Raw genomic sequence first — 20,308 nt, forward strand, 5'->3', positions numbered from 1 at the left:
TCTAGCGACTACGCGTCTTTTCGATCCGCAGCCGCTCGGCGTCGCGCACCAGGTCCGGCAGCGAGCGCGCCGCCATCTTTTCCATCACCTTGCGCTTGTGGGTCTTGGCCATGATCTCGCTCACGCCCAACGCGTCGGCTACCTGCTTGTTGAGCAGGCCGCCGATCACCAGCTGCATGGTCTCGCGTTCGCGTGGGGTCAGGCTGGCATGGCGCTGGCGCAATTCAAACAGTTCGCGGCGCCCGGCCAGGCGCGCCGTGTCCAGCGCGAGTGCGTCGCGCACCGCCTGCAGCAAGGCATCGGGCACAAGAGGCTTAGTGAGGAATTCGACCGCGCCGGCCTTCATTGCCCGCACCGACATGGGTATCGTGCCGACGCCGGTCATGAAGATGACGGGGATATCGATGCCGTCGCGCGCCAGGGCGGCGGCCACGGCAAAGCCGTCGAGGCCGGGCATGTGCATGTCGCAGACCAGGCAGGACGGCGCTTCGCCGCCCACCTGCGCCACAAAGTCAGCCACAAACGCGGCGCCGTCGGCAAACCCGCGCGCGGCATGGCCTTCGGCGCGCAGGAGGTCGAGCACGGCGCCGCGCACGCTGTCGTCGTCGTCGACCACGTAGATGGCCGGACTCGCTGCCTGCGCCATCTGTTCTGCCATGTCCATGCCCGCCTCCCGGTTCAGTTCAGACGCTATTGTCGCCCGAAGCGCGGTTTTGCGCAGCACCCGGCCTGGCCTCGACGCCGGTGATTTTCGCCACGCATTCGGTACGCAGCCAGCTGGTCGTGATCGGCTCCCTGGCCAGCGCCTTCCTGATGACCGGCCCGGCCTGCTCGCCGATCAGCATGCCCAGCAGGCCGACCAGGGCGATGGCCGGCGGCGCCGGCGAACGTACCTGCAGCAGCGCGTAGATCAGGCCGACCAGGATGCCGGCGGCCAGCGATACGATGTAGATCTTCATGGGTCCCTCGACAAATAAGAAAGGGGCAGGCATGCGGCGCGTCGCCGCTTGCCTGCCTCCGTCGTCAATGCACGCCCTGCCTTATTTTGCCGGCACCGGCGCCAGGGTCTCGTGGCTGCCGCTGATGCGCTGCGGCGCCTTGTGCACCATGGTGTAGGCGTAGTCGACGCCCATGCCGTACGCACCCGAGTGCTCGCGCACGATGTCCATCACGGCGTTGTAGGTATCGCGGTGCGCCCAGTCGCGCTGCCACTCCAGCAGCACCTGCTGCCAGGTGACCGGGATCACGCCGGCCTGGATCATGCGCTGCATGGCGAAGTCGTGGGCTTCCTTGGTGGTGCCGCCCGAGGCGTCGGCCACCATGTAGATCTCGTAGTCGCCTTCCAGCATGGCGCACAGGGCGAAGGTGGTGTTGCACACTTCGGTCCACAGGCCAGACACGATCACCTTCCTGCGGCCGTTGGCCTTCAGGGCGTCGCGTACCTTCTGGTCGTCCCAGGAGTTCATCGAGGTGCGTTCCAGGATCGGCTGGCCCGGGAACACGTCCAGCAGTTCCGGGTAGGTGTGGCCCGAGAAGCTTTCGGTTTCGACGGTGGTGATGGTGGTCGGGATGCCGAACACCTTGGCGGCCTTGGCCAGGCCGACGGTGTTGTTCTTCAGGGTCTGGCGGTCCATCGACTGCACGCCGAAGGCCATTTGCGGCTGCTGGTCGATGAAGATCAGCTGGCAGTTTTGCGGGGTCAGGACGTCGAGTTTTGGATTGCTCATGTTGTCACCTTCTGTGGTTGATTGATGCGGCGCCCGGCGCCGCGGTTAGGAAATGGTGGGCTGGGCTTGCGCCAGCTGCTGCGGCCGTTCGGATACCAGCAGGCCGACCAGGATCAGCACCGGCAGCGCCAGCGCGGCGAAGCCGAACCAGAGGTAGCCGAATGCCGCCGCGATGCAGCCGATGGCGAACGACAGCAGCGGCCACAGCACCTTGGCGAAGCGCGCCTTCAGGCCCGGGTCATCGGCGCCGCGCAGCAGGTCGACGGCGTCGATCACGATTTGCGTCACGTTCCCGGTCATCATCGAGGTCGGCGCCAGGTGGCCCAGCAGCAGGCGGCTGATGGCGCTGTGCGCACCCATCGCGGCTGCACCGAGCAGGCCCGAGGTCATGGCCAGCGGACCGGCTTCGCCCCCGACCGGGGTGGCCGCGATGCCGAATCCCATGAAGCCCAGCAGCAGGACCAGCTCCAGCAGCAGCGCCGGCCGCAGGGCCAGTGCCTGGCGCCGCTCGACCAGCAGCACCAGGATGCGCCCCGCCGCCACGCCGGCGATAAAGGCCGGGAAAGCGAGGAACTTCAGCAGCACCGAGCTGCGCGACGGGTCGGCCAGGGCCGCGCCGATCAGGATGAAGTTGCCGGTCACGTGGGCTGTGAACAGGCCGAACAGGGCCAGGAAACCGAGCGTATCGACATAGCCGGCAAAAAATCCCAGCGCCATGCCCTGGCGCTGGATGTGTTTGGTGTCGCTCATCGTTTCTCCTTCAACGTGCGGTGCTGGGGCATTGAGGGCACCCCAGGCCACCGCAACGTGGAAGCATCCTAAGCCTGCCCATGGCGCCCGACCCCTCCCATTTGGCCAGTTGGCTCCGGACCCGGTCTTTCGGCCAGTGCCGGCCAGGGCGCCCGTCCCTACACTGCCAGTCACTGCCATCCAGCGCAGACCACCTATCCTGAAAGGACCACCATGTCGAACAATTCCCTCTCGCGCCGCTCGCTGCTGACCGGCGTCGCCACCGCTGCTGCCGGCGCGGGCCTGGCTGCGGCCGGCAGCGCCGCAGCCGCCGCCGGTGCAAAACCCTCCGCCCCGGTGCAGCCGGGGGGCCGCGCCGGCCACTACCTGACGGTTGCCGACGGCACCGTCATCCACTACAAGGACTGGGGCAGCGGCCAGCCTGTCGTCTTCAGCCATGGCTGGCCGCTGCAGGGCGACGCCTGGGAAGACCAGATGTTCTTCCTGGCCTCGCACGGCTACCGCGTGATCGCCCACGACCGCCGCGGCCATGGCCTGTCGAGCCAGCCGTGGAGCGGCAACGACATGGACACCTATGCCGACGACCTGGCCGCCCTGATGAATCACCTGGACCTGAAGAACGCGGTGCTGGTCGGCCACTCGACCGGTGGCGGAGAAGTGGCCCGCTACATCGGCCGCCACGGCAACGCGCGCGTGGCCAAGGCCGTGCTGGTGGGCGCCGTGCCGCCGCAGATGGTGAAGTCGCCGACCAACCCGAACGGCCTGCCGATGGACGTGTTCGACGGCATCCGCAAGGGCGTGCTGGAAGACCGCGCCCAGTTCTTCATGGACCTGACGATTCCGTTCTACGGCTACAACCGCGCCGGCGCCAAGCCGTCGCAGGGCGTGCGCGACACCTTCCGCAACCAGGGCATGCAGTGCGGGATCAAGAACGCCTACGACTGCATCAAGCAGTTCTCGGAGACCGACTTCACGGCCGACCTGAAGAAGATCGACGTGCCGACCTTGGTCGTGCACGGCGACGACGACCAGATCGTGCCGATCGACGCCTCCGGCCGCGCCGCCGCCAAGCTGCTCAAGCGCGGCAGCCTGCTGGTGTACGAAGGCGCGCCGCACGGCCTGCCGACCACGCACAAGGCGCGCCTGAACGCCGACCTGCTCGCCTTCATCAAGGCCTAAGGTTGCTAGCTGCGTCGGCCTATCCTTTCGTATAACTGGTGCGGCGGCCGGCGCACGCCGACAATCGAGGGGCTGGCGCGCTCGCGCCGGCCCTTTTTTTCGCCAGCCTCAGGAGCCACGCCATGGAGCAGCCCACCATCTCGCTGGTCGTCGCCGACGACCATCCCCTGATCCTCGCCGGCATCGCCGCCCTGATCGAGGCCGAAACCGGCCTGGCCCTGCTCGGGCAGGCGGTCGACGCCGACGGCGCGGTGGCGCAGTACGAGCGCCTGCGCCCGGACGTGCTGCTGGTCGACCTCAACATGCCGGGCGGCGGCCTGGACGCGATCGCGCGCATCCGCACGCGCCATCCCGACGCGCGCATCGTGGTGCTGACAACCTTCGACGGCGACGAAGACGTGCACCGTGCCCTGGCGGCCGGCGCCTGCGGCTACCTGCTGAAGCAGTCGGCCTTCGAGGAGATCGTGCATTGCCTGCGCCAGGCGATGGCGCGGCGGCGCTACCTGCCGCCCCAGCTGGCCGCGAAGCTCGCCGGGCGGATTCCCGCCAGCGCCCTGTCGGTGCGCGAGCTCGACATCCTGGCCCACCTCAGCGCCGGCAAGAGCAACAAGCTGATCGCGCGCGACGCCGGCATCGGCGTCGGCACCGTCAAGTACCACATCAACAACATCCTCGCGAAACTCAACGTTGCCTCGCGCACCGAAGCGGCCAGCGTCGCCCAGCGGCGCGGCCTGCTGCCCACCTACTGAACCCAAGGAGCACCCATGACTTCAACGGCCCCGGCACCCTCGGCCCCTCTCATCCTTTTCAACGGCTGCTTCCATACCGTCGACCGCGAAAATCGCCAGGCCAGCGCGGTGGCCATTCAGGACGGCACCTTCCTCGCCGTGGGCGACACGGACGACGTCATGCGCCACCGCGCGCCCGGCAGCCAGGTCATCGACCTGAACGGTCGCACGGTGATCCCCGGCCTGAACGACTCGCACCTGCACCTGATCCGCGGCGGCCTGAATTACAACCTCGAATTGCGCTGGGAAGGCGTGCCTTCCCTTAGCGACGCGCTGCGCATGCTGAAAACCCAGGCCGACCGCACGCCGAACCCGCAGTGGGTACGCGTGGTCGGCGGCTGGAACGAATTCCAGTTCGCCGAAAAGCGCATGCCGACCATCGAGGAAATCAACTGCGCCGCGCCCGACACCCCGGTGTTCGTGCTGCACCTGTACGACCGCGCCCTGCTGAACCGCGCCGCCCTGCGCGCCGTCGGCTACGACCGCAACACCCCGAACCCGCCGGGCGGCGAGATCGTGCGCGATGCCGACGGCAATCCGACCGGCATGCTGATCGCACGGCCGAACGCGATGATCCTGTACGCCACCCTGGCCAAGGGCCCGACCCTGCCGCACGATTTGCAGGTGAACTCCACCCGCCAGTTCATGCGCGAACTGAACCGCCTGGGCGTGACCAGCGCCATCGATGCCGGCGGCGGCTTCCAGAACTACCCCGAGGACTATGCCGTCATCGACGAGCTGGCGCGCGCCGGGCAGCTGACCATCCGCATCGCCTACAACCTGTTCACCCAGAACAAGGGCAAGGAGCTGGGCGATTTCGAAAAATGGACCGGCATGATCAAGCCTGGCGACGGCAGCGACTTTTATCGCCATAACGGCGCCGGCGAAATGCTGGTGTTCTCGGCGGCCGACTTCGAAGACTTCCTGCAGCCGCGCCCCGACCTGCCCGAAGGGATGGAAGACGAGCTGGAAAAAGTGGTGCGCCATCTGGTAGAGCAGCGCTGGCCATTCCGCCTGCACGCCACCTACGACGAATCGATCTCGCGCATGCTCGACGTGTTCGAGAAGGTGAACCGCGACATCCCGTTTGCCGGCCTGTCCTGGTTCTTCGACCACGCCGAGACCATCAGCCCGCACAACATCGAACGCGTGCGCGCCCTGGGCGGCGGCATCGCGATCCAGCACCGCATGGCGTTCCAGGGCGAGTTTTTTGTGGAGCGCTACGGCGCCGAGGCAGCCAAGGCCACGCCGCCGGTGGCGCGCATGCTGGAGATGGGCGTGCCGGTGGGCGGCGGCACCGACGCCACTCGCGTGGCCAGCTACAACCCGTGGACCGCGCTCTACTGGCTGGTGTCGGGGCGCACCGTGGGTGGCATGCGCCTGTACGACGCCGGGCAGCGCCTGTCGCGCGACACGGCGCTGGAGCTGTGGACCAGCGGCAGCGCCTGGTTCTCGAGCGAGCAAGGCAAGAAGGGGCGAATCCGCGCCGGCATGCTGGCCGACCTGGCGGTGCTTTCAAGCGACTTCTTCCGCGTGCCGGAAGACGACATCAAGGCGATCGAGTCGGTGCTGACGGTGGTCGGCGGCAAGGTGGTGTATGGGCAGGCCGAGTTCTCGTCGATCGCGCCGCCGCCGATCCCGGTGCTGCCGGAGTGGTCGCCGGTGAACAAGGTGGCCGGCCACTACCGCGCCGCAGCGCCGCAGCCGGTGGCCCAGCTGGCGCACCAGTGCGCGGGCGCATGCGGCGTGCATGGGCATGGCCACGACCGCGCACGGCGCTCGACCGTGCCGGTGTCGGACTACCAGGGCTTCTGGGGCGCGTTCGGCTGCAGCTGCTTCGCGTTTTAAGTGTAGGGTGGATGGCTCGGCCGACCACGCTTCCAACTCCTGTATGCACCGTGGATATGCTTGGGCTAGTTGGACGCGTGGACGGGGGACCCGCCTCTCGTGGCCCGGTCCACCCTACCTGTCCATACAGATTTTGTGAAATCGGTACGACTATCGTATGAAAGGTTTCACGCTGCAGGGCAGCATAATGGCTCGGACGTCGCGGCACCGCCCGCGATGCACTGAACGAACGGATGAGAGCCGATCCATGAACCTGATCCTGAAACCTCCCCCCAAGTCTCCTTCGGTCCTGCGCCAGCTGGCCGCGCACCGTGGCTGCGGCAGGGCCTGCGCCACCTGCCACGCGCCCTGCCCGGGCGCCGCCTCCGACAGGCTGCACCAGGCCATCGCCCACGAGGTCAACCAGCCGCTGGCCGCGATCGCCCTGCATGCGGCGGCCGCCCGCAAATGGCTGAGCCGCGCCGAACCCGACATCGACCGCGCGCTCGAATCGCTGGCGCTGATTGCCGGTGCGGGCCGCCAGGCGGGCGACATCGTGCGCGGCCTGCAGCGCCAGGCCGCCGGCGAAGGCCTGGAAACCGCGCGCGTCACCGTCGACACGGCCGTGCGTGCGGCGCAGGGCACGCTCTGCTGGCCGCTGCGCAGGCACGGCATCGCCATCGACAGCGTCTACGGTCTGGACAACATCGCCATCGATGCCAACCGGGTGCAGCTGCAGCAGGTCGTCACCAACCTGCTGGTGAACGCGATCGAGGCGCTGGCCGCCCGGCCGCAGGCACAGGCGCCGCGCATCCGCCTCGAGACCCTGCGCCGCGGCGACGAGGTCGAGATCGCCGTCACGGACAACGGTCCGGGCATCGCGCCGGCCTGCCAGGCGCGGGTGGTTGCCAGCCTGGCCGGCAGCGCCGATAATCGACCCGGCAAGCATCCGGAACAGACCCGCGGCCTGGGGCTGGCGATCAGCGCCGCCATCGTGCGCGCGCATGGCGGCCAGCTCTGGTTCGAACCCGTCGCGCCGCATGGCGTGTGCTTCCGCGTGCGCATGCCGATGCGCCGGCCGGCGGCAAGCGCCCGGCCGGCACCAATCAACGCCTATGCCACCTGACGACATCGACATGACCACTCCCTCGACCATGCCCATCCGCGTGATGGTGGCCGACGACCATCCGATGATGCGCGAAGGGATCAGCGCCGCCCTGCTGGCCCAGGGCGGCATCGAGATCGTCTGTACCGCCGCCAACGGCGCCGAGGCGATCGCCGACTTCGCGCGCCACCGGCCCGACGTGTCGCTGGTCGACCTGCAGATGCCGGTCAAGGATGGGCTGGAAGCGATCATCGGCATCCGGGCATTGCATCCCGATGCGCGCATCGTGGTGCTCACCACCTACAGCGGGGACGCGCGCGTGGTGGCGGCCCTGAAGGCGGGCGCCGCGGCCTACCTGCTGAAGGACGCCTCCGGCGCTGCGCTGGCCCAGGCGGTGCGCAATGTCTACCGCGGCGCCAGCGTGATCGCACCCATGGTCCAGCGCGACGTCGACAACCACCACCGCGCGGATGCCTTGTCGGCGCGCGAACTCGAGGTACTGCGTCTGGCCGCCAACGGCAACTCGAACCGCGTGATCGGCGAGGTGCTCAGCATCAGCGAGCCGACGGTCAAGACGCACATGAGCACGATCCTGGTGAAGCTGGGTGCCGGGGACCGTACCCATGCCGTCACGCTGGCCGTGAAGCGCGGATACATCAGCCTTTGATGGGTAGCTGGTGGGTTCGAGAACCCACCCTACGCGTCATCGGATGTAGGGTGGGTTCTCGAACCCACCATCCCAGCCATCAACCCATCCACCCGTCATCGGATGTAGGGTGGGTTCTCGAACCCACCATCCCAGCCATCAACCCACCCATCCTAGCTATCCCATCGTATAGCTATTCCGCCGCAGGCAAGACCTTCAGAATGACCCGGACGCCGCGGTTCGCGCGGCGCACCCACCACCTGAAAGGACACCATCATGACCGCCACCCGCACCATCGATTCCGTCACCGCCCGCGACGGCACCCGCATCCACATCGCCGATTGGGGCCACGGCGCGCCGGTGGTCTTCAGCCACGGCTGGCCGCTCTCCGGGGACGCCTGGGAAGACCAGATGCTGTTCCTGGCCAACCACGGCTACCGCGTGATCGCCCACGACCGCCGCGGCCACGGCCGCTCGAGCCAGCCCTGGCACGGCAACGACATGGACACCTACGCCGACGACCTGGCGACCGTGCTCGACACCCTCGACCTGACCGGCGCCACCCTGGTCGGCCACTCGACCGGCGGCGGCGAAGTCGCGCGCTACATCGGCCGCCATGGCACCGGCCGCGTGGCCAAGGCCGTGCTGGTGGGCGCCGTGACGCCGCAGATGATGGTCTCGCCGAACAACCCGGAGGGCGTGCCGATGGAGGTGTTCGACGGCATCCGCGCCGGCGTGCAGGCCGACCGTGCCCAGTTCTTCCTCGACCTGACCATGCCTTTCTTCGGCTTCAACCGCGATGGCGCCAAGGTATCGGAAGGCATGCGCCAGTCCTTCCTGCGCCAGGGCCTGCAATGCAGCATCAAGAGCGCCTATGCCTGCATCAAGCAGTTCTCGGAAACCGACTTCAGCGAAGACCTGAAGAAGATGACGGTGCCGACCCTGGTGGTCCACGGCGACGACGACCAGATCGTCCCGATCGCCACCACCGCGCGCCGCGCCGTCGAGCTGCTGCCGCAAGGCCGCCTGTCGGTCTACGAAGGCGCCGGCCACGGCCTGCCGCTGACCCACAAGGACAAGCTGAACGCCGAGCTGCTGGCCTTCCTGCGCGGCTGATTCCGCGGTAACGGGAGGGGCCGCAAAAAAGGGAGGGGCTTACGCTCCTCCCTCCCATCCTTCCCCTCCTTTCTCGATTACTCTCCCAGACGCTCGAACGCCGCCTGCACGCCGGCGCCGTAGGCCTCGTCGGCCCTGGCGCAGTTGGCCACGTGGCGCGCCTTGATCTCCGCCCTCACTCCACGCATGGCGCGCGCCGTATTCTCGAACAGGACCATCTGCTGCTGCGGCGTCATCAAGCGGAACAAGGCGCGCGGCTGCGAATAATAATCGTCGTCGACGCGGTGGTTCCAGTGGTCGGCCGCGCCCTCCAGCGTCAGCGGCGGCTCGCGGAAGTCGCGCTGCTCCCGCCATTCCCCATGGCTGTTCGGCTCGTACGGCGTGGCGCCACCCATGTTGCCGTCGACCCGCATCGCGCCGTCGCGGTGATAGCTGTGGAAGGGACACTGCGGCGCGTTCACCGGGATCTGGTGATGGTTCACGCCCAGCCGGTAGCGCTGCGCGTCGCCGTACGAGAACAGGCGGCCCTGCAGCATGCGGTCGGGCGAGAAGCCGATGCCCGGCACGATGTTGGCCGGGTTGAAGGCAGCCTGCTCGACCTCGGCGAAGTAATTATCGGGATTGCGGTTCAGCTCCATCACGCCGACTTCGTGCAGCGGATAATCCGCATGCGGCCAGACTTTCGTCAAGTCGAACGGGTTGATGTGGTAGCGCGCGGCGTCGGCTTCCGGCATCACCTGCACGTACATGGTCCAGCGCGGGAACTGGCCGGCCTCGATGGCCTCGTACAAGTCGCGCTGCGCGCTTTCGCGGTCGCGGCCGATCAGGTCCCGGGCTTCGGCGTCGCTCAGATTCTCGATCCCTTGCGCGGTCTTGAAGGTGAATTTCACCCAGTGGCGCTCGTTGGCGGCGTTGATGAAGCTGTAGGTGTGGCTGCCGAAGCCGTGCATGTGGCGGTGGCTGCGCGGCAGGCCGCGTTCGCTCATCAGGATGGTGACCTGGTGCAGGGCTTCGGGCAGCAGGGTCCAGAAGTCCCAGTTGCTGTCGGGGTTGCGCAGGCCGGTGCGCGGGTCGCGCTTGATGGCGTGGTTCAGGTCGGGAAACTTCAGCGGGTCGCGCATGAAGAAGACCGGCGTGTTGTTGCCGACCAGGTCCCAGTTGCCTTCTTCGGTATAGAACTTCATGGCGAAGCCGCGGATGTCGCGTTCGGCGTCGGCGGCGCCGCGCTCGCCGGCGACGGTCGAGAAGCGCACGAACATCGGCGTGGTCTTGCCGACCTCGCCGAAGAAGCGCGCCCTGGTATAGGCGCTAATGTCGTGGGTGACGGTGAAGCTGCCCCAGGCGCCCGCGCCCTTCGCATGCATACGGCGCTCGGGAATGACCTCACGGTCGAAATGGGCCAGCTTTTCGATGAACCAGACATCCTGCAGCAGCATCGGTCCGCGCGGGCCGGCGGTCTGCACGTTCTGGTTGTCGGCAACGGGTGCGCCGGCGGCGGTGGTAAGGTTTTTCATTGGTCTTCTTTCAGTGGTTGGAACCGGGGCAGCGTATAACGCCGCCGCCGGCTTGCCACCGGCCGAAAGACCAGTCGACAAGTCAGCCTCGTGGCCGGCCTTTGACATCGACCCAGGCCACGATCAGGAAGGCGCCGACCAGGCCCAGGTGCTCGAAGAAGCCGTTTGCCGCCATCGTGCGCGCGGGCTCGGCCATTTCCCAGAAACGGTTGGCGACGAAGTTCGCGGCAAAGGTGAACAGCGCCAGGTACAGCGCCCCGGCCCAGCGCAGCACGCCGCACAAGATCAGCAGCGAGGCGCCGAGTTCGCCGGCGATGGTGAGCAGCGCCAGCGGCCGTTCGGGCGCCAGGCCGAAGTGGTGCATCTCGGCCAGCGCCGCCGGGAAGTCGACAGCTTTCGTCAGTCCGCCCTGGATGTAGGCGGCGCACAGCAGCAGGAGGAAGCACCAGTACAAAGGATGCGTGCGGCTTTGTTGGCGCTGGGTGGGGATGGCGTGGGCCAGGCGTTGATGCATGATCGCTCGTGGTGGATGGGTTGGGATAGGCGGCTCAGGCGGGAATCGCATAGCGCGACAGGTCGGGCCTCGGGACCGGAATGCCGGCGTCGGCCTGGCTGGCGGCCCGTTCCAGCAGGCGCCGCACGTGGGTGGCCAGCAGGCAGCGCCGCTTGCCCTTGCGGAAAAAGGCATGGCTGCCGCTGACCACGTAGCCGTCGTGGAAGGTCACTTCGAAGCCGACCGGCCGCCCATCGTGCAGGCTGCCCCAGCGCGCCAGCACGCGGTCGGCGCTGTAGAACTCGCCAAGCAAGGCGGTGGCGCTGGAAGGATTCCACAAGCGGATGCGCGCCACCTCGATCGGCTCGTCGGCAGCGAAGTCGGCGCCATCTGGCGGGTGGAGGCAGGCATGCATGGTCGCGGTCCGGGCTGTTCTTGGATGTTGGACGCGCAAATTGGCGTCCGGTTCCAGCATACGGACAGCAAGCATGCCTGCCCCCTGCCGGAAGGCAGGTTTTACCGCTCAAGCCACGTGGAACACCTCGCCCTGCGCGCGGAAGGGCAGGCGCCGGCCCTGCGGCAGCAGGTAGGCATGGTCCATCGCCGTGGCCAGCTTGCTCTCGCACTCGCCATCGGTGATCACCAGGATCGGGCCGGCACGCGGAAACGCGCCGCGCGCGGCCAGCTCGCGCAGGCAGTCGAACCCCGGCTGCAGCACGGTGCCGCCGCGCCCTTGCACGCGAAAGCGCTCCAGCAGGCGTTCCGGCTCGACCCAGCCGATGTCATAGGCGGCCGCGTCGCAGCAAACCAGGCGCACGGCCGCGACTTCGCGCGCCAGCGCATAGCTGGCAATCGAGCCCAGCGCCTTGCCGAGGATGGCCGCGTCCATCGAGCCGGAGGTATCGAGCACAACGCCGAACACGCGGCTGGCGCGCGATTCCTCGTCCGGCCGCACTGTCGACGGTCGCGGGATGTCGGGCGTGGCCGACTGGCGGCGCGACGGCCGCGCATAGCTGCGGCGCCGCTCCGGCGGCGGAAAACGTTCGTCGAACCAGTGCGCCAGCCGCACGTCCCAGGGGATCGGCGGCTGGCTCAGGCTGCGGATTTCCTCGGCCAGGCCGGCCGGCACGGTGCTGCGCCCGGCCACCGTGGTGAAGCGCTCGAAGCCCTGCGCCAGCGCGCGCCGGCAATAGGTTTCGGCGTCGACGAAGATGCTGCCCTCGTCGCTGCCGATCAGGTCGGGCGCGCCCGGTCCACGCAGCGTGGCCAGCTTGCGCGCGCGGCGCATGTCGGTGGCCAGGCGGTCGTAGATCTCTTCGGCCGACTGGCCGGCCAGGCCGGCGTCGTGCAGCAGCCCCATCGCAGGCGGCACGCCGATGCGCATGTCCACCAGCCAGCCATTGATCGCGAAGTCGCAGGCGATATTCCACAGCAGCGCGTCGCGGCCCTGGCACCGCGACGCGTGGTTCAGGCCCGCGTGCAGCAGCTCGTGCGCGAACACGAACAGGCACTCGTCGTCATCCAGCGGCGCGGCCGGGTTCATCCAGATGCGGCGGATGCCGACGTCGATGGCGGCCACCTGCACCTCGTAGCGCTGGCAGGAGCGCGGGTCTTCGTCGAGGTCGAAGCTGGCGGCCAGGGCGCCGAGCAGCGGATAATGGTCGATCAGGCGCCGGCGCGCACGCCCGGCACGCGTGACCGGGCCGGCGCCCGGGCCGTCCGCGCCCGAGGCCACCGCCAGCGCCCGGCCGACACCCTGGGCGATGCCGTCGGCCAGGCGCTCGCGCCAGTTGACGGGTTTGCGCCAAGACGGCGGCGCCGCGTCGAGTTCGCAGAACAGCGCGCCGCCCTGCGCGAGCTGTCCATGCCAGGCACGCAGGGCGGGCGGGCAACCGTCGACGCAGAACTGGCGCAGCAGCCCTTCGGCGCCGCCCGCCGGCAAGGGGTGCTCCGGGTAGTGCAGCGCGGTCGGCAGCGTGCCCAGGCGCAGCTCGTCGCAGAAGCGGTCAGCCACCAGGAAGCTGGCGATTTCCCACAGTTCGCGCGGCTCCTGGCGCCGCACCAGGCCGAAGCCGAGACAGGCGAGCAGGATGCCGAACATGCGCGCCCATTCGCCCGCGCTGGCCTGGCGGCTGGCGTGGGCCCACAGCGTGCCCTGGGGCGAGATCGCCGCCCAGCCCTCTTCCGCCACATGGCGCGCGTCGCTGTCGGCATACCTGTCCACTTCCGCGGCGACGTGGCCGAACACCGGGTGCGCCTGGACCAGCGCCCAGCCTTCGTGGCGGGCCTGGACGGCGATGGCGCCGGGCTTGGCGCGCGCGTTGCGGCCAGCGCGGCTTGCGCTGCGGCTCATGCCCGCACCTTGTCGCGTCCGGCCAGGCGCGGCAGGTCGCGCGCCACCTCGACCAGGAACCAGGCCGGCAGGCGCCCGCCCGCCTCGTCCTCGCTCATCACCGACTGCGCGATCTCGACGCTGATGCGGGCCAGGTCGCGCAGCATGTCCTTGGCGCGCAGCGCCAGCGCCTGGTGGTGCGGGCGCACCGAGGCGTCGTCGGCCGGCAGTTCCTTGCGCAGGTGGGCGCGGAAGGACTGCGCCAGGAAGTACAGCACGTCGCGGTTGGCCGGGTCCGATGGCCAGGGCGCGTCGCCCTTCAGGATCGCGTGCAGGGCGTGCTTCTGGTGCACCTGCTTCAGGTAGCCCTTGAAGTGGCCGGCGTGGGCCGGCGTCAGCAGGCCGTAGGCCAGCGCCTCGACCATCTCTTCCTCCACGCCGTCGCCGAAGGAATGCAGGGCGTCCGACAGCATGTGCCAGCTGCGCGGCGTCGAGAACGGTTCCTCGTGCTTGGGCGGCTCGCTCCACAAGTGGTCGGGCCGCGTGCCGATGTATTCCAGCACCCAGGGGTGGATGCCGCCTTCCTGCGCCGCCCAGCCCAGCCACTGGCGATGGTCGGCGCGCAGGTGGATGTGGGACATGCGGTTGACCAGCGCCGACGGCATCGGCTTGACGATGGCCGCGTCCTTCGCGCGGTTGCCGGCGCCGATCACAACGGTGCCCTGCGGCAGGCGGTATTCGCCAATGCGCTGCTCCAGGATCAGCGAATAAAACGCTTTCTGGATCTCGTGCGAGGAGGCGTTCAGTTCGTCGAGGAAGAGCACGAACGGCGCCGTGCGCACGATCGCGGCCGGCGGGTAGAAGCGCGAGCATTCTCCGTCGATGCGCGGGATGCCGAGCAGGTCTTCGGGCGCGAGCTGGCTGCCGAGCAGCGACACGCACTCCATGCCGACCGAGTCGGCGAAGCGCTGCACCAGGGCGCTCTTGCCGATGCCCGGCGGTCCCCAGATGAAGACCGGACGCACGATGGCCACGTGCAGGAGAAAGTCGATGGCCTGCTGCTGATTGAGTTCGATTGCGGTTTGCATGTTGTTCTTATCCTTTGATGCAGATGACCTGGCGCAGCGTGTGCACCACCTCGACCAGGTCGGTCTGGTGCGCCATCACCTGTTCGATGTCCTTGTAGGCGGCGGGGATCTCGTCGACCACGCCGGCATCCTTGCGGCACTCGATGCCTTCGGTCTGGGCGGCCAGGTCGAAGCGGTCGAAGCTGCGCTTGGCTTCGCTGCGGCTCATGCGCCGTCCGGCGCCGTGCGAGCACGAGCAGAACGCGTCCGGGTTGCCCTTGCCGCGCACAACGTAGCTGCGCGCGCCCATGCTGCCCGGGATGATGCCCAGCTCCCCTTCGCGTGCCGAGATCGCGCCCTTGCGCGTCACGTACAGGCGCTCGCCGCCGTGGGTCTCGCGCGCCACGTAGTTGTGATGGCAGTTGATCGCTTCGCCGTCCAGGCGGAATGGCGGCACGTGGCGCGCCAGGGCCTCGAGCGCGCGGCGCATCATCTCGCTGCGGTTCAGCAGCGCGTAGTCCTGGGCCCAGTCGACCGCTTCCACGTAGTCGTCGAACAGGGTCGAGCCTTCGCTGAAGTAGGCCAGGTCGCGGTCCGGCAGGTTCACTTGGTGGCGCCGCATGTCCTTCTGCGCCGCCGCGATGAAGTAGCGGCCGATCACGTTGCCGATGCCGCGCGAGCCGGAGTGCAGCATGATCCAGACGCGCTCTTCCTCATCGATGCAGACTTCGACGAAGTGGTTGCCGCCGCCCAGGGTGCCGAGCTGGCAGATCCAGGTCTGCACGAACTTGCGCTGCATTTTCATGATGCCGCCGTGCTTCGCGACGATGCGGTCGAGGCGGTCGTTCAGCGGGCGGCCGGCGCGCGCATGGCTGGAGCCGCGCACCTTGTCCCAGTCGTGCTGGCCGAGACCGACCGGCACCGCCGCTTCGATGGCCGAGCGCAGGCGCGCCAGGTTGTCGGGCAGCTGGCTGGCCGTGAGCGTGGTGCGCACGGCGTTCATGCCGCAGCCGATGTCGACGCCGACGGCGGCCGGGATGACCGCGCCGCGCGTGGGGATCACGCTGCCGACAGTGGCGCCGATGCCGGCGTGGACGTCGGGCATGGCAGCGACGTGGGGATGGACGACAGGCAGGCTGGCCACGTTCAGCAATTGCTGCAGGGCCGCGTGGTCGATGTCGTCGGTGTAGATGTGCACAGGGACGCGCGCCTTGTGCATGGTGGTAACGATGGGCATAACTTTCCTTGATGGGTAGTCATGCCGGAGGCCTGCCTGCGAACGCGCGTCCGCATAAAGCAAAACCCCGGCAAGTTTCCTCGCCGGGGTTCAGGGAAGGTCCGGCTCGGAGCGGCATGAGTGCCTGCCCCGAGCGCCATGCGCTGGGGGCTATCTGTGCTGCGCTGTGCGCTGCGCTAGGTTGATAGCCGTACGTGGCATGCCCGTTCCTTTCCTTGTAAATCGGTTAATCGAATGATGAGCTGTGATTCTGAATCCGCCCGCCCAATGATGTCAAGCTTTCATGATTGTCATCATTGAAACTGTTGTGTGAAATACACAGCCCTTATTGCGGATCGGGCTGGATGTATGTATCGAAGTTGGCGATGAAATCGTCGAGGTTGGCGCTCATCATGCCGCGGAACTGGGCCATGAAGTATTCCAGCGCTTCTTCCCGCTCGCCCTTCATGTTGTCGGCGTTGCCCGTGCCTTTTGCCAGCAGGAAGGCGTTGAAGCGGGCGGCGGCGAACAGTGTCGAGGCCGCGACTTCGTTCGCGGTGGCCGCGTCGCACTGGTCGTTGGCGACGTTGACGACAGCGTCGACACGCTGCCAGAACTCCGGGCCGGGGATGTTGTTGCTCATGATGGTTCCAGACTGTGGTTGAACGTTGAAATAATCCGGCCGGGCGGCGGTCGCGTTACACGTCCCGGCGTGACGCGCACTCTAGCACAAGCGGCGCGGCCGCTTTCCCCTCCAGCACCACCGGCATCGCGCGCGACCAGCGGTTGGCCGACAGCGAGAACGCCAGCGAGCGCACCTGGTGGTACCAGCCGGCCGGCACGTACAGCATGTCGCCTGCTTCGACCACGACCTCGACCAGCGCCGCCTGGCGCGCCAGCGGATAGCGCTCGTAGTCCGGCGCGTCCGGGTCGAAGGGCGAGCCGAACAGCAGCGCATTCGCCTCGCGCGGATAGAGGAATTCGTCGTGGTGCGGCGGCGCCAGCCAGATGCGCTTGCCGCCCCAGACTTGTGCGAACAGGTTGTCGTCGTAGTCGCAATGCAGCGGCGTGACCGTGCCGGCCGGGCCCAGCCAGAAGCGCGGCGGGCCGGGCTTTTCCAGCCAGGCAGGCCAGTGGCAGAAGCGGTTCAGTTCGCGCAGCTCGAGGTTGCCGACATACGGCGGCAGCGCCTCGGCACCGGCGGCGGCCAGTTCCAGGTAGGCCAGCATCGACATGTCCCGCATCGCCCGGTCGGGGGCAAACGCGGTATGGATGTAGTCGCCGACGCGGGCGCGCACCGGCAGCGCGCCGAATTCTTCGCGCAGGGCCTGGGGCGTCATGCCGCACAGGGGCCAGCGCTTCGCCGCGCCGTCGATCAGGAAGGGTGAACCAGCGGCGGCGCGGCGGCGGAAGTCGCGGGTGTCGCGGATGCGCACGCGCGGCACCGCATCGAGCGGCGGCAGCGTACGCGAGACGCTTTGTACCGCGTCGCGCATGGCGGCAATCGAACTGACGCCGCGCACCTCGGCATCGCGGCGCGCGCGGGCCGCCTGCCTGGCCTCCGGGTCCGCGCTCGGCGCGGTGTCGAGCACGGTGGGGCGCGGCGGCAGGCGCTCCAGGCCGGGCGCCGGTTGCGCTGCGTCCGCGTGCTCGTGATGGTACTTCTTCTCTGACATGTGCTTCTCGCCCCGGCTGCCCGGGCGCTTCTCAAACGCGTAGGGGAGACAGCATAGCGCATGCGGCTGTCCGATTGCCAGCGCGGCCCATTCCGTGGATGATCCTGTTTTTGCCAACCCGCGCCGTGATGACCACTTACCACCCCTGCCCCGACGACGACGGCCGCCCCGTCGTGATCCGCCAGCCGTCCACGCCCACGCCCTTGTCGCACTGGGACGACGCCAGCCGCATCGCCACCGTGCTGCCAGGCGGCAGCCTGCCGCCCATGCTGAACGGCCTGGCGTTCGCGCCCTGGGCCGATGCGCCCGCCGTCAGCGAGGGCTGGAGCGCCTGTGTCGCCGGCATCGGCATCGAGGAGCCGCCTTTCGTGCTGCCGGCCGGGATGGCAGCTGCCGCCGGCGCCGTGATCCTGGAAGACGACGGCCGCGTGTGGCTGGTGGCGCCCTCGAATGGCTTCGGCGGCTACAGCGCCACTTTCCCCAAGGGCCGGGTCGATCCGGGCACCAGCCTGCACTGCGCCAGCGTGCGCGAAGCCTTCGAGGAGTCGGGGCTGCAGGTACGCGTGGAGGCCTTCCTGCTCGACGTGCGGCGCACCCTCACCTATACCCGCTACTACGTCGCGCGCCGCATCGGTGGCAGTCCGGCCGCCATGGGCTGGGAATCGCAGGCGGTCCACCTGGTGCCGCTGGCCCGGCTGCGGCAGGTGGCGGTGCATCCGAACGATGCGCCCTTGATCGCCGCGCTCGAAGACTGGCTGGCCTGCCATGGACCTGCACGCTAGGCGGCGCGCGGCGCTGCTGCTGGCAGGGCTGGCCGCGATCCTCGGCCTGGCCGCCTGGGGCCTGGCGTGGTATGGCGCCATGACCAGCCGCGACCTGCGCGCGCAGGCGATCGCCATCGCCGCGGGCCAGCCGTTCTGCGTGCAGGTGGCCAGGGACGCCAGCGACCGCAAGGGACAGGTCTACGTGCCGGTGCGCACGGCGGACGATACCTCGGGCCTGCACCTGGCCGGACGCATCGCCCATCACCATGCGGTGCTGGTGGTCGGCGACGATGCCGAATCCCTGACCTTCCACTGGTCGCGCGTCAAGCACCGCTTCGTGGAAGGCACCTACGGTCCGTTTCCGATCGTCTGCCAGCCATCGCGCCGCTACTTCGACGATGCCGGCAAGATCCCGCTCGACGCCACCTACCGGTTCAGTCTCATGGGCAGGCGCTTCGCCATCCCGCGGGTGTACCGGCCCCGGGCACAGTGGCCGGGCAGCATGGTCGGATACAGCGTCGAGGCCGAGGCGCCCGGCTTCCAGCCGGCAGGCGCTGCCTGCACCCAGCCATTCTGCGCGACGGTCTACGCGGCCTTCGAATACGACGGCAAGCCCTTCGGGATGTCGAGGGAGGTGCCGGCGCACCTCGTGGAGGAAGGCGGCGCACTGCGCGGGCTGTTCCGGCTGGAGTCAAGGGGTGCGCACGACCTGCGTTATGTCCAGGTCGATGGGCATGGCAACCGGATCGGCGAGGTCTTTTGCGTCCGTGACTGCCTGCACCGGTTTTCTCGCAACGGCATGACCTTCAGCTTTCGTCATGCGTCGCGTGACTTGCCTGCCTGGCGAACGATGCAGGACCGGGTGGTGGTGCTGCATACGCGGTTTGAGCAGGCAGGCGCAAGTGGCGGTAAGCACGGGCCGCGCGCGGAATAAGGCGGCGCGTTTCGGGGCGGCTGGTACGCCCCGGCCCCTCTTCCTGGATGCCTGGTTGTGTTTTGTTGATATTGCCGTAGTCCGGAACCTTGAATGATCTGGGTTTGTTGCGGCTTTTTGTTGGTTAGTTACATTTTTAGGTATCGTAAAAGCACATGCCGAGCGTGCACGACACCGCCATGCTGGTGCTGGTATTCGCAGTGCCGGCCCGCCGGGCCGCGCTCAAGGCAGTTCCGGCTTGCCTGCTTTCGCCGCGATCAGCCCTGCCAGCAGCGCATCGCGCGCCGGCGCCAGGGCGGTCCGGTCGTGTTCAAGCAGGGCCGCATCCAGGCCGGCGCACAGGGTCTGCTTCAGTTCCTCGGTGATGTGGGGCGTACCCAGGTCGGCCCACCAGCTCTCCATCGGTGGGCCGATGTGATCGAGCATGTGGCGCAGGCCGCCCTCCCCGCCCGACAGGTGCAGGTTCAGGAATGGACCCATCAGCGCCCAGCGCAGGCCGGGGCCGTAGGCAATCGCGGTGTCGACATCGGCCACGCTGGCCACGCCCTGCTCCACCAGGTGGAAGGCTTCGCGCCACAGCGCCGCCTGCAGGCGATTCGCGATATGGCCCGGCACCTCCTTGCGCACGTGGATCGGACGCTTGCCGATGGCGGCGTAGAAGGCCATGGCGCGATCGACGGTCTGCTGCGAAGTCAGCGCACCGCCGATCACCTCGACCAGCGGAATCATGTACGGCGGATTGAAGGGGTGGCCGAGCACCACGCGTTCCGGATGGCGGCAGGCGCCCTGCACCCGGCTCATGAGCAGGCCGGAGGAACTCGAGGCCAGGATCACCCCGGGCGCCAGCAGCGCATCCATGTCGCGGAACAGCGCCACCTTCAGGTCTTCGCGTTCCGGCCCGTTTTCCTGGACGAAGTCGACGCCCTGCAGGGCCTCGGCCAGGTCGGCGCTGAAGCGCAGGCGCGCGGGCGATGCGCCATCGGCCAGGCCCATCCCTTCCAGCACCGGCCAGTGCCGGGCGACCGCCTCGCGCAGGCGCTCCTGCGCGCCCGGCATCGGGTCGCAGGCCGACACCTCGTAGCCGCGCGCCAGGAACCAGGCCGCCCAGCTGGCGCCGATGACGCCGGTCCCGATCACGCCGACACAACGGATTGCGTTCGCTTCCATGCTCACC

The 20,308-nt window shown here is 68.4% G+C and carries 21 protein-coding genes; 8 read left to right on the plus strand and 13 right to left on the minus strand.

Annotated features, from left to right (window positions below; genetic code table 11):
* Position 1 precedes the first annotated feature (1 nt).
* The 4 genes from QPK31_RS10570 to QPK31_RS10585 form a co-directional block, all read right to left on the minus strand.
* Positions 2-664, minus strand: coding sequence for a response regulator transcription factor (locus QPK31_RS10570; protein ID WP_290422893.1), 663 nt, complete (start codon positions 662-664; stop codon positions 2-4).
* Positions 665-683: 19 nt separating this feature from the next.
* Complete coding sequence (locus QPK31_RS10575; RefSeq protein ID WP_290422894.1) at positions 684-959, minus strand: XapX domain-containing protein; 276 nt, start codon at positions 957-959, stop codon at positions 684-686.
* Positions 960-1,040: 81 nt separating this feature from the next.
* On the minus strand, positions 1,041-1,727 hold the full coding sequence (locus tag QPK31_RS10580) for a hydrolase (protein ID WP_290422895.1): 687 nt from the start codon (positions 1,725-1,727) through the stop codon (positions 1,041-1,043).
* Positions 1,728-1,772: 45 nt separating this feature from the next.
* On the minus strand, positions 1,773-2,477 hold the full coding sequence (locus QPK31_RS10585; protein ID WP_290422896.1) for a YoaK family protein: 705 nt from the start codon (positions 2,475-2,477) through the stop codon (positions 1,773-1,775).
* A gap of 213 nt (positions 2,478-2,690) precedes the next feature.
* Between QPK31_RS10585 and QPK31_RS10590 the strand changes: the two genes are divergently transcribed.
* The 6 genes from QPK31_RS10590 to QPK31_RS10615 all read left to right on the plus strand — a co-directional run bounded on the left by QPK31_RS10590 (position 2,691) and on the right by QPK31_RS10615 (position 9,138).
* Complete coding sequence (locus QPK31_RS10590; RefSeq protein ID WP_290422897.1) at positions 2,691-3,656, plus strand: alpha/beta fold hydrolase; 966 nt, start codon at positions 2,691-2,693, stop codon at positions 3,654-3,656.
* A gap of 122 nt (positions 3,657-3,778) precedes the next feature.
* Positions 3,779-4,405, plus strand: coding sequence for a response regulator transcription factor (locus tag QPK31_RS10595; protein WP_290422898.1), 627 nt, complete (start codon positions 3,779-3,781; stop codon positions 4,403-4,405).
* A 15-nt stretch (positions 4,406-4,420) separates the two neighbouring features.
* The gene (locus tag QPK31_RS10600) at positions 4,421-6,292 is read left to right on the plus strand and encodes an amidohydrolase (RefSeq protein ID WP_290422899.1); all 1,872 of its coding nucleotides are present in this window, start codon (positions 4,421-4,423) and stop codon (positions 6,290-6,292) included.
* Between the two features lie 247 nt (positions 6,293-6,539).
* On the plus strand, positions 6,540-7,397 hold the full coding sequence (locus QPK31_RS10605) for a sensor histidine kinase (RefSeq protein WP_290422900.1): 858 nt from the start codon (positions 6,540-6,542) through the stop codon (positions 7,395-7,397).
* A complete protein-coding gene (locus QPK31_RS10610) occupies positions 7,387-8,043 on the plus strand; it encodes a response regulator transcription factor (RefSeq protein ID WP_290422901.1) in 657 nt (218 codons plus the stop codon). Before QPK31_RS10605 ends, QPK31_RS10610 begins: the two co-directional genes overlap by 11 nt.
* A gap of 255 nt (positions 8,044-8,298) precedes the next feature.
* Positions 8,299-9,138 carry an alpha/beta fold hydrolase gene (locus QPK31_RS10615; RefSeq protein WP_290422902.1) on the plus strand — a complete coding sequence of 280 codons (840 nt, stop codon included), beginning with the start codon at positions 8,299-8,301 and terminating at the stop codon, positions 9,136-9,138.
* Between the two features lie 77 nt (positions 9,139-9,215).
* Here the strand turns inward: QPK31_RS10615 and QPK31_RS10620 are convergent, their stop codons facing one another.
* From QPK31_RS10620 to QPK31_RS10655, 8 genes are all read right to left on the minus strand, one after another.
* Entirely contained in the window at positions 9,216-10,652 is a 1,437-nt protein-coding gene (locus QPK31_RS10620; protein WP_290422903.1) for a catalase, read from the minus strand.
* Between the two features lie 82 nt (positions 10,653-10,734).
* Complete coding sequence (locus tag QPK31_RS10625) at positions 10,735-11,166, minus strand: DoxX family protein (RefSeq protein ID WP_290422904.1); 432 nt, start codon at positions 11,164-11,166, stop codon at positions 10,735-10,737.
* Between the two features lie 34 nt (positions 11,167-11,200).
* Positions 11,201-11,560 (minus strand): hypothetical protein, encoded by a 360-nt coding sequence (locus tag QPK31_RS10630; protein WP_290422905.1) that lies wholly within the window; start codon positions 11,558-11,560, stop codon positions 11,201-11,203.
* 108 nt (positions 11,561-11,668) lie between these two features.
* Complete coding sequence (locus QPK31_RS10635; RefSeq protein ID WP_290422906.1) at positions 11,669-13,498, minus strand: VWA-like domain-containing protein; 1,830 nt, start codon at positions 13,496-13,498, stop codon at positions 11,669-11,671.
* Positions 13,495-14,565 (minus strand): AAA family ATPase, encoded by a 1,071-nt coding sequence (locus QPK31_RS10640; RefSeq protein ID WP_290422907.1) that lies wholly within the window; start codon positions 14,563-14,565, stop codon positions 13,495-13,497. Before QPK31_RS10640 ends, QPK31_RS10635 begins: the two co-directional genes overlap by 4 nt.
* 7 nt (positions 14,566-14,572) lie before the next feature.
* Entirely contained in the window at positions 14,573-15,781 is a 1,209-nt protein-coding gene (locus tag QPK31_RS10645; RefSeq protein WP_290422908.1) for an RtcB family protein, read from the minus strand.
* A 325-nt stretch (positions 15,782-16,106) separates the two neighbouring features.
* On the minus strand, positions 16,107-16,403 hold the full coding sequence (locus tag QPK31_RS10650; RefSeq protein ID WP_290422909.1) for a DUF3144 domain-containing protein: 297 nt from the start codon (positions 16,401-16,403) through the stop codon (positions 16,107-16,109).
* Positions 16,404-16,458: 55 nt separating this feature from the next.
* Positions 16,459-17,436 carry a cupin-like domain-containing protein gene (locus tag QPK31_RS10655; RefSeq protein WP_290422910.1) on the minus strand — a complete coding sequence of 326 codons (978 nt, stop codon included), beginning with the start codon at positions 17,434-17,436 and terminating at the stop codon, positions 16,459-16,461.
* A gap of 128 nt (positions 17,437-17,564) precedes the next feature.
* Between QPK31_RS10655 and QPK31_RS10660 the strand changes: the two genes are divergently transcribed.
* Both QPK31_RS10660 and QPK31_RS10665 read left to right on the plus strand, forming a co-directional pair.
* On the plus strand, positions 17,565-18,218 hold the full coding sequence (locus QPK31_RS10660; protein ID WP_290422911.1) for an NUDIX hydrolase: 654 nt from the start codon (positions 17,565-17,567) through the stop codon (positions 18,216-18,218).
* Positions 18,202-19,134 (plus strand): hypothetical protein, encoded by a 933-nt coding sequence (locus QPK31_RS10665; protein WP_290422912.1) that lies wholly within the window; start codon positions 18,202-18,204, stop codon positions 19,132-19,134. Before QPK31_RS10660 ends, QPK31_RS10665 begins: the two co-directional genes overlap by 17 nt.
* Before the next feature lie 222 nt (positions 19,135-19,356).
* Here QPK31_RS10665 and QPK31_RS10670 read toward each other — a convergent pair whose 3' ends face one another.
* A complete protein-coding gene (locus tag QPK31_RS10670; RefSeq protein WP_290422913.1) occupies positions 19,357-20,301 on the minus strand; it encodes a 3-hydroxyacyl-CoA dehydrogenase NAD-binding domain-containing protein in 945 nt (314 codons plus the stop codon).
* Between the last annotated feature and the right edge of the window lie 7 nt (positions 20,302-20,308).

This window comes from Massilia sp. YIM B02769 (assembly GCF_030411995.1).
Lineage (GTDB): Bacteria > Pseudomonadota > Gammaproteobacteria > Burkholderiales > Burkholderiaceae_D > Telluria.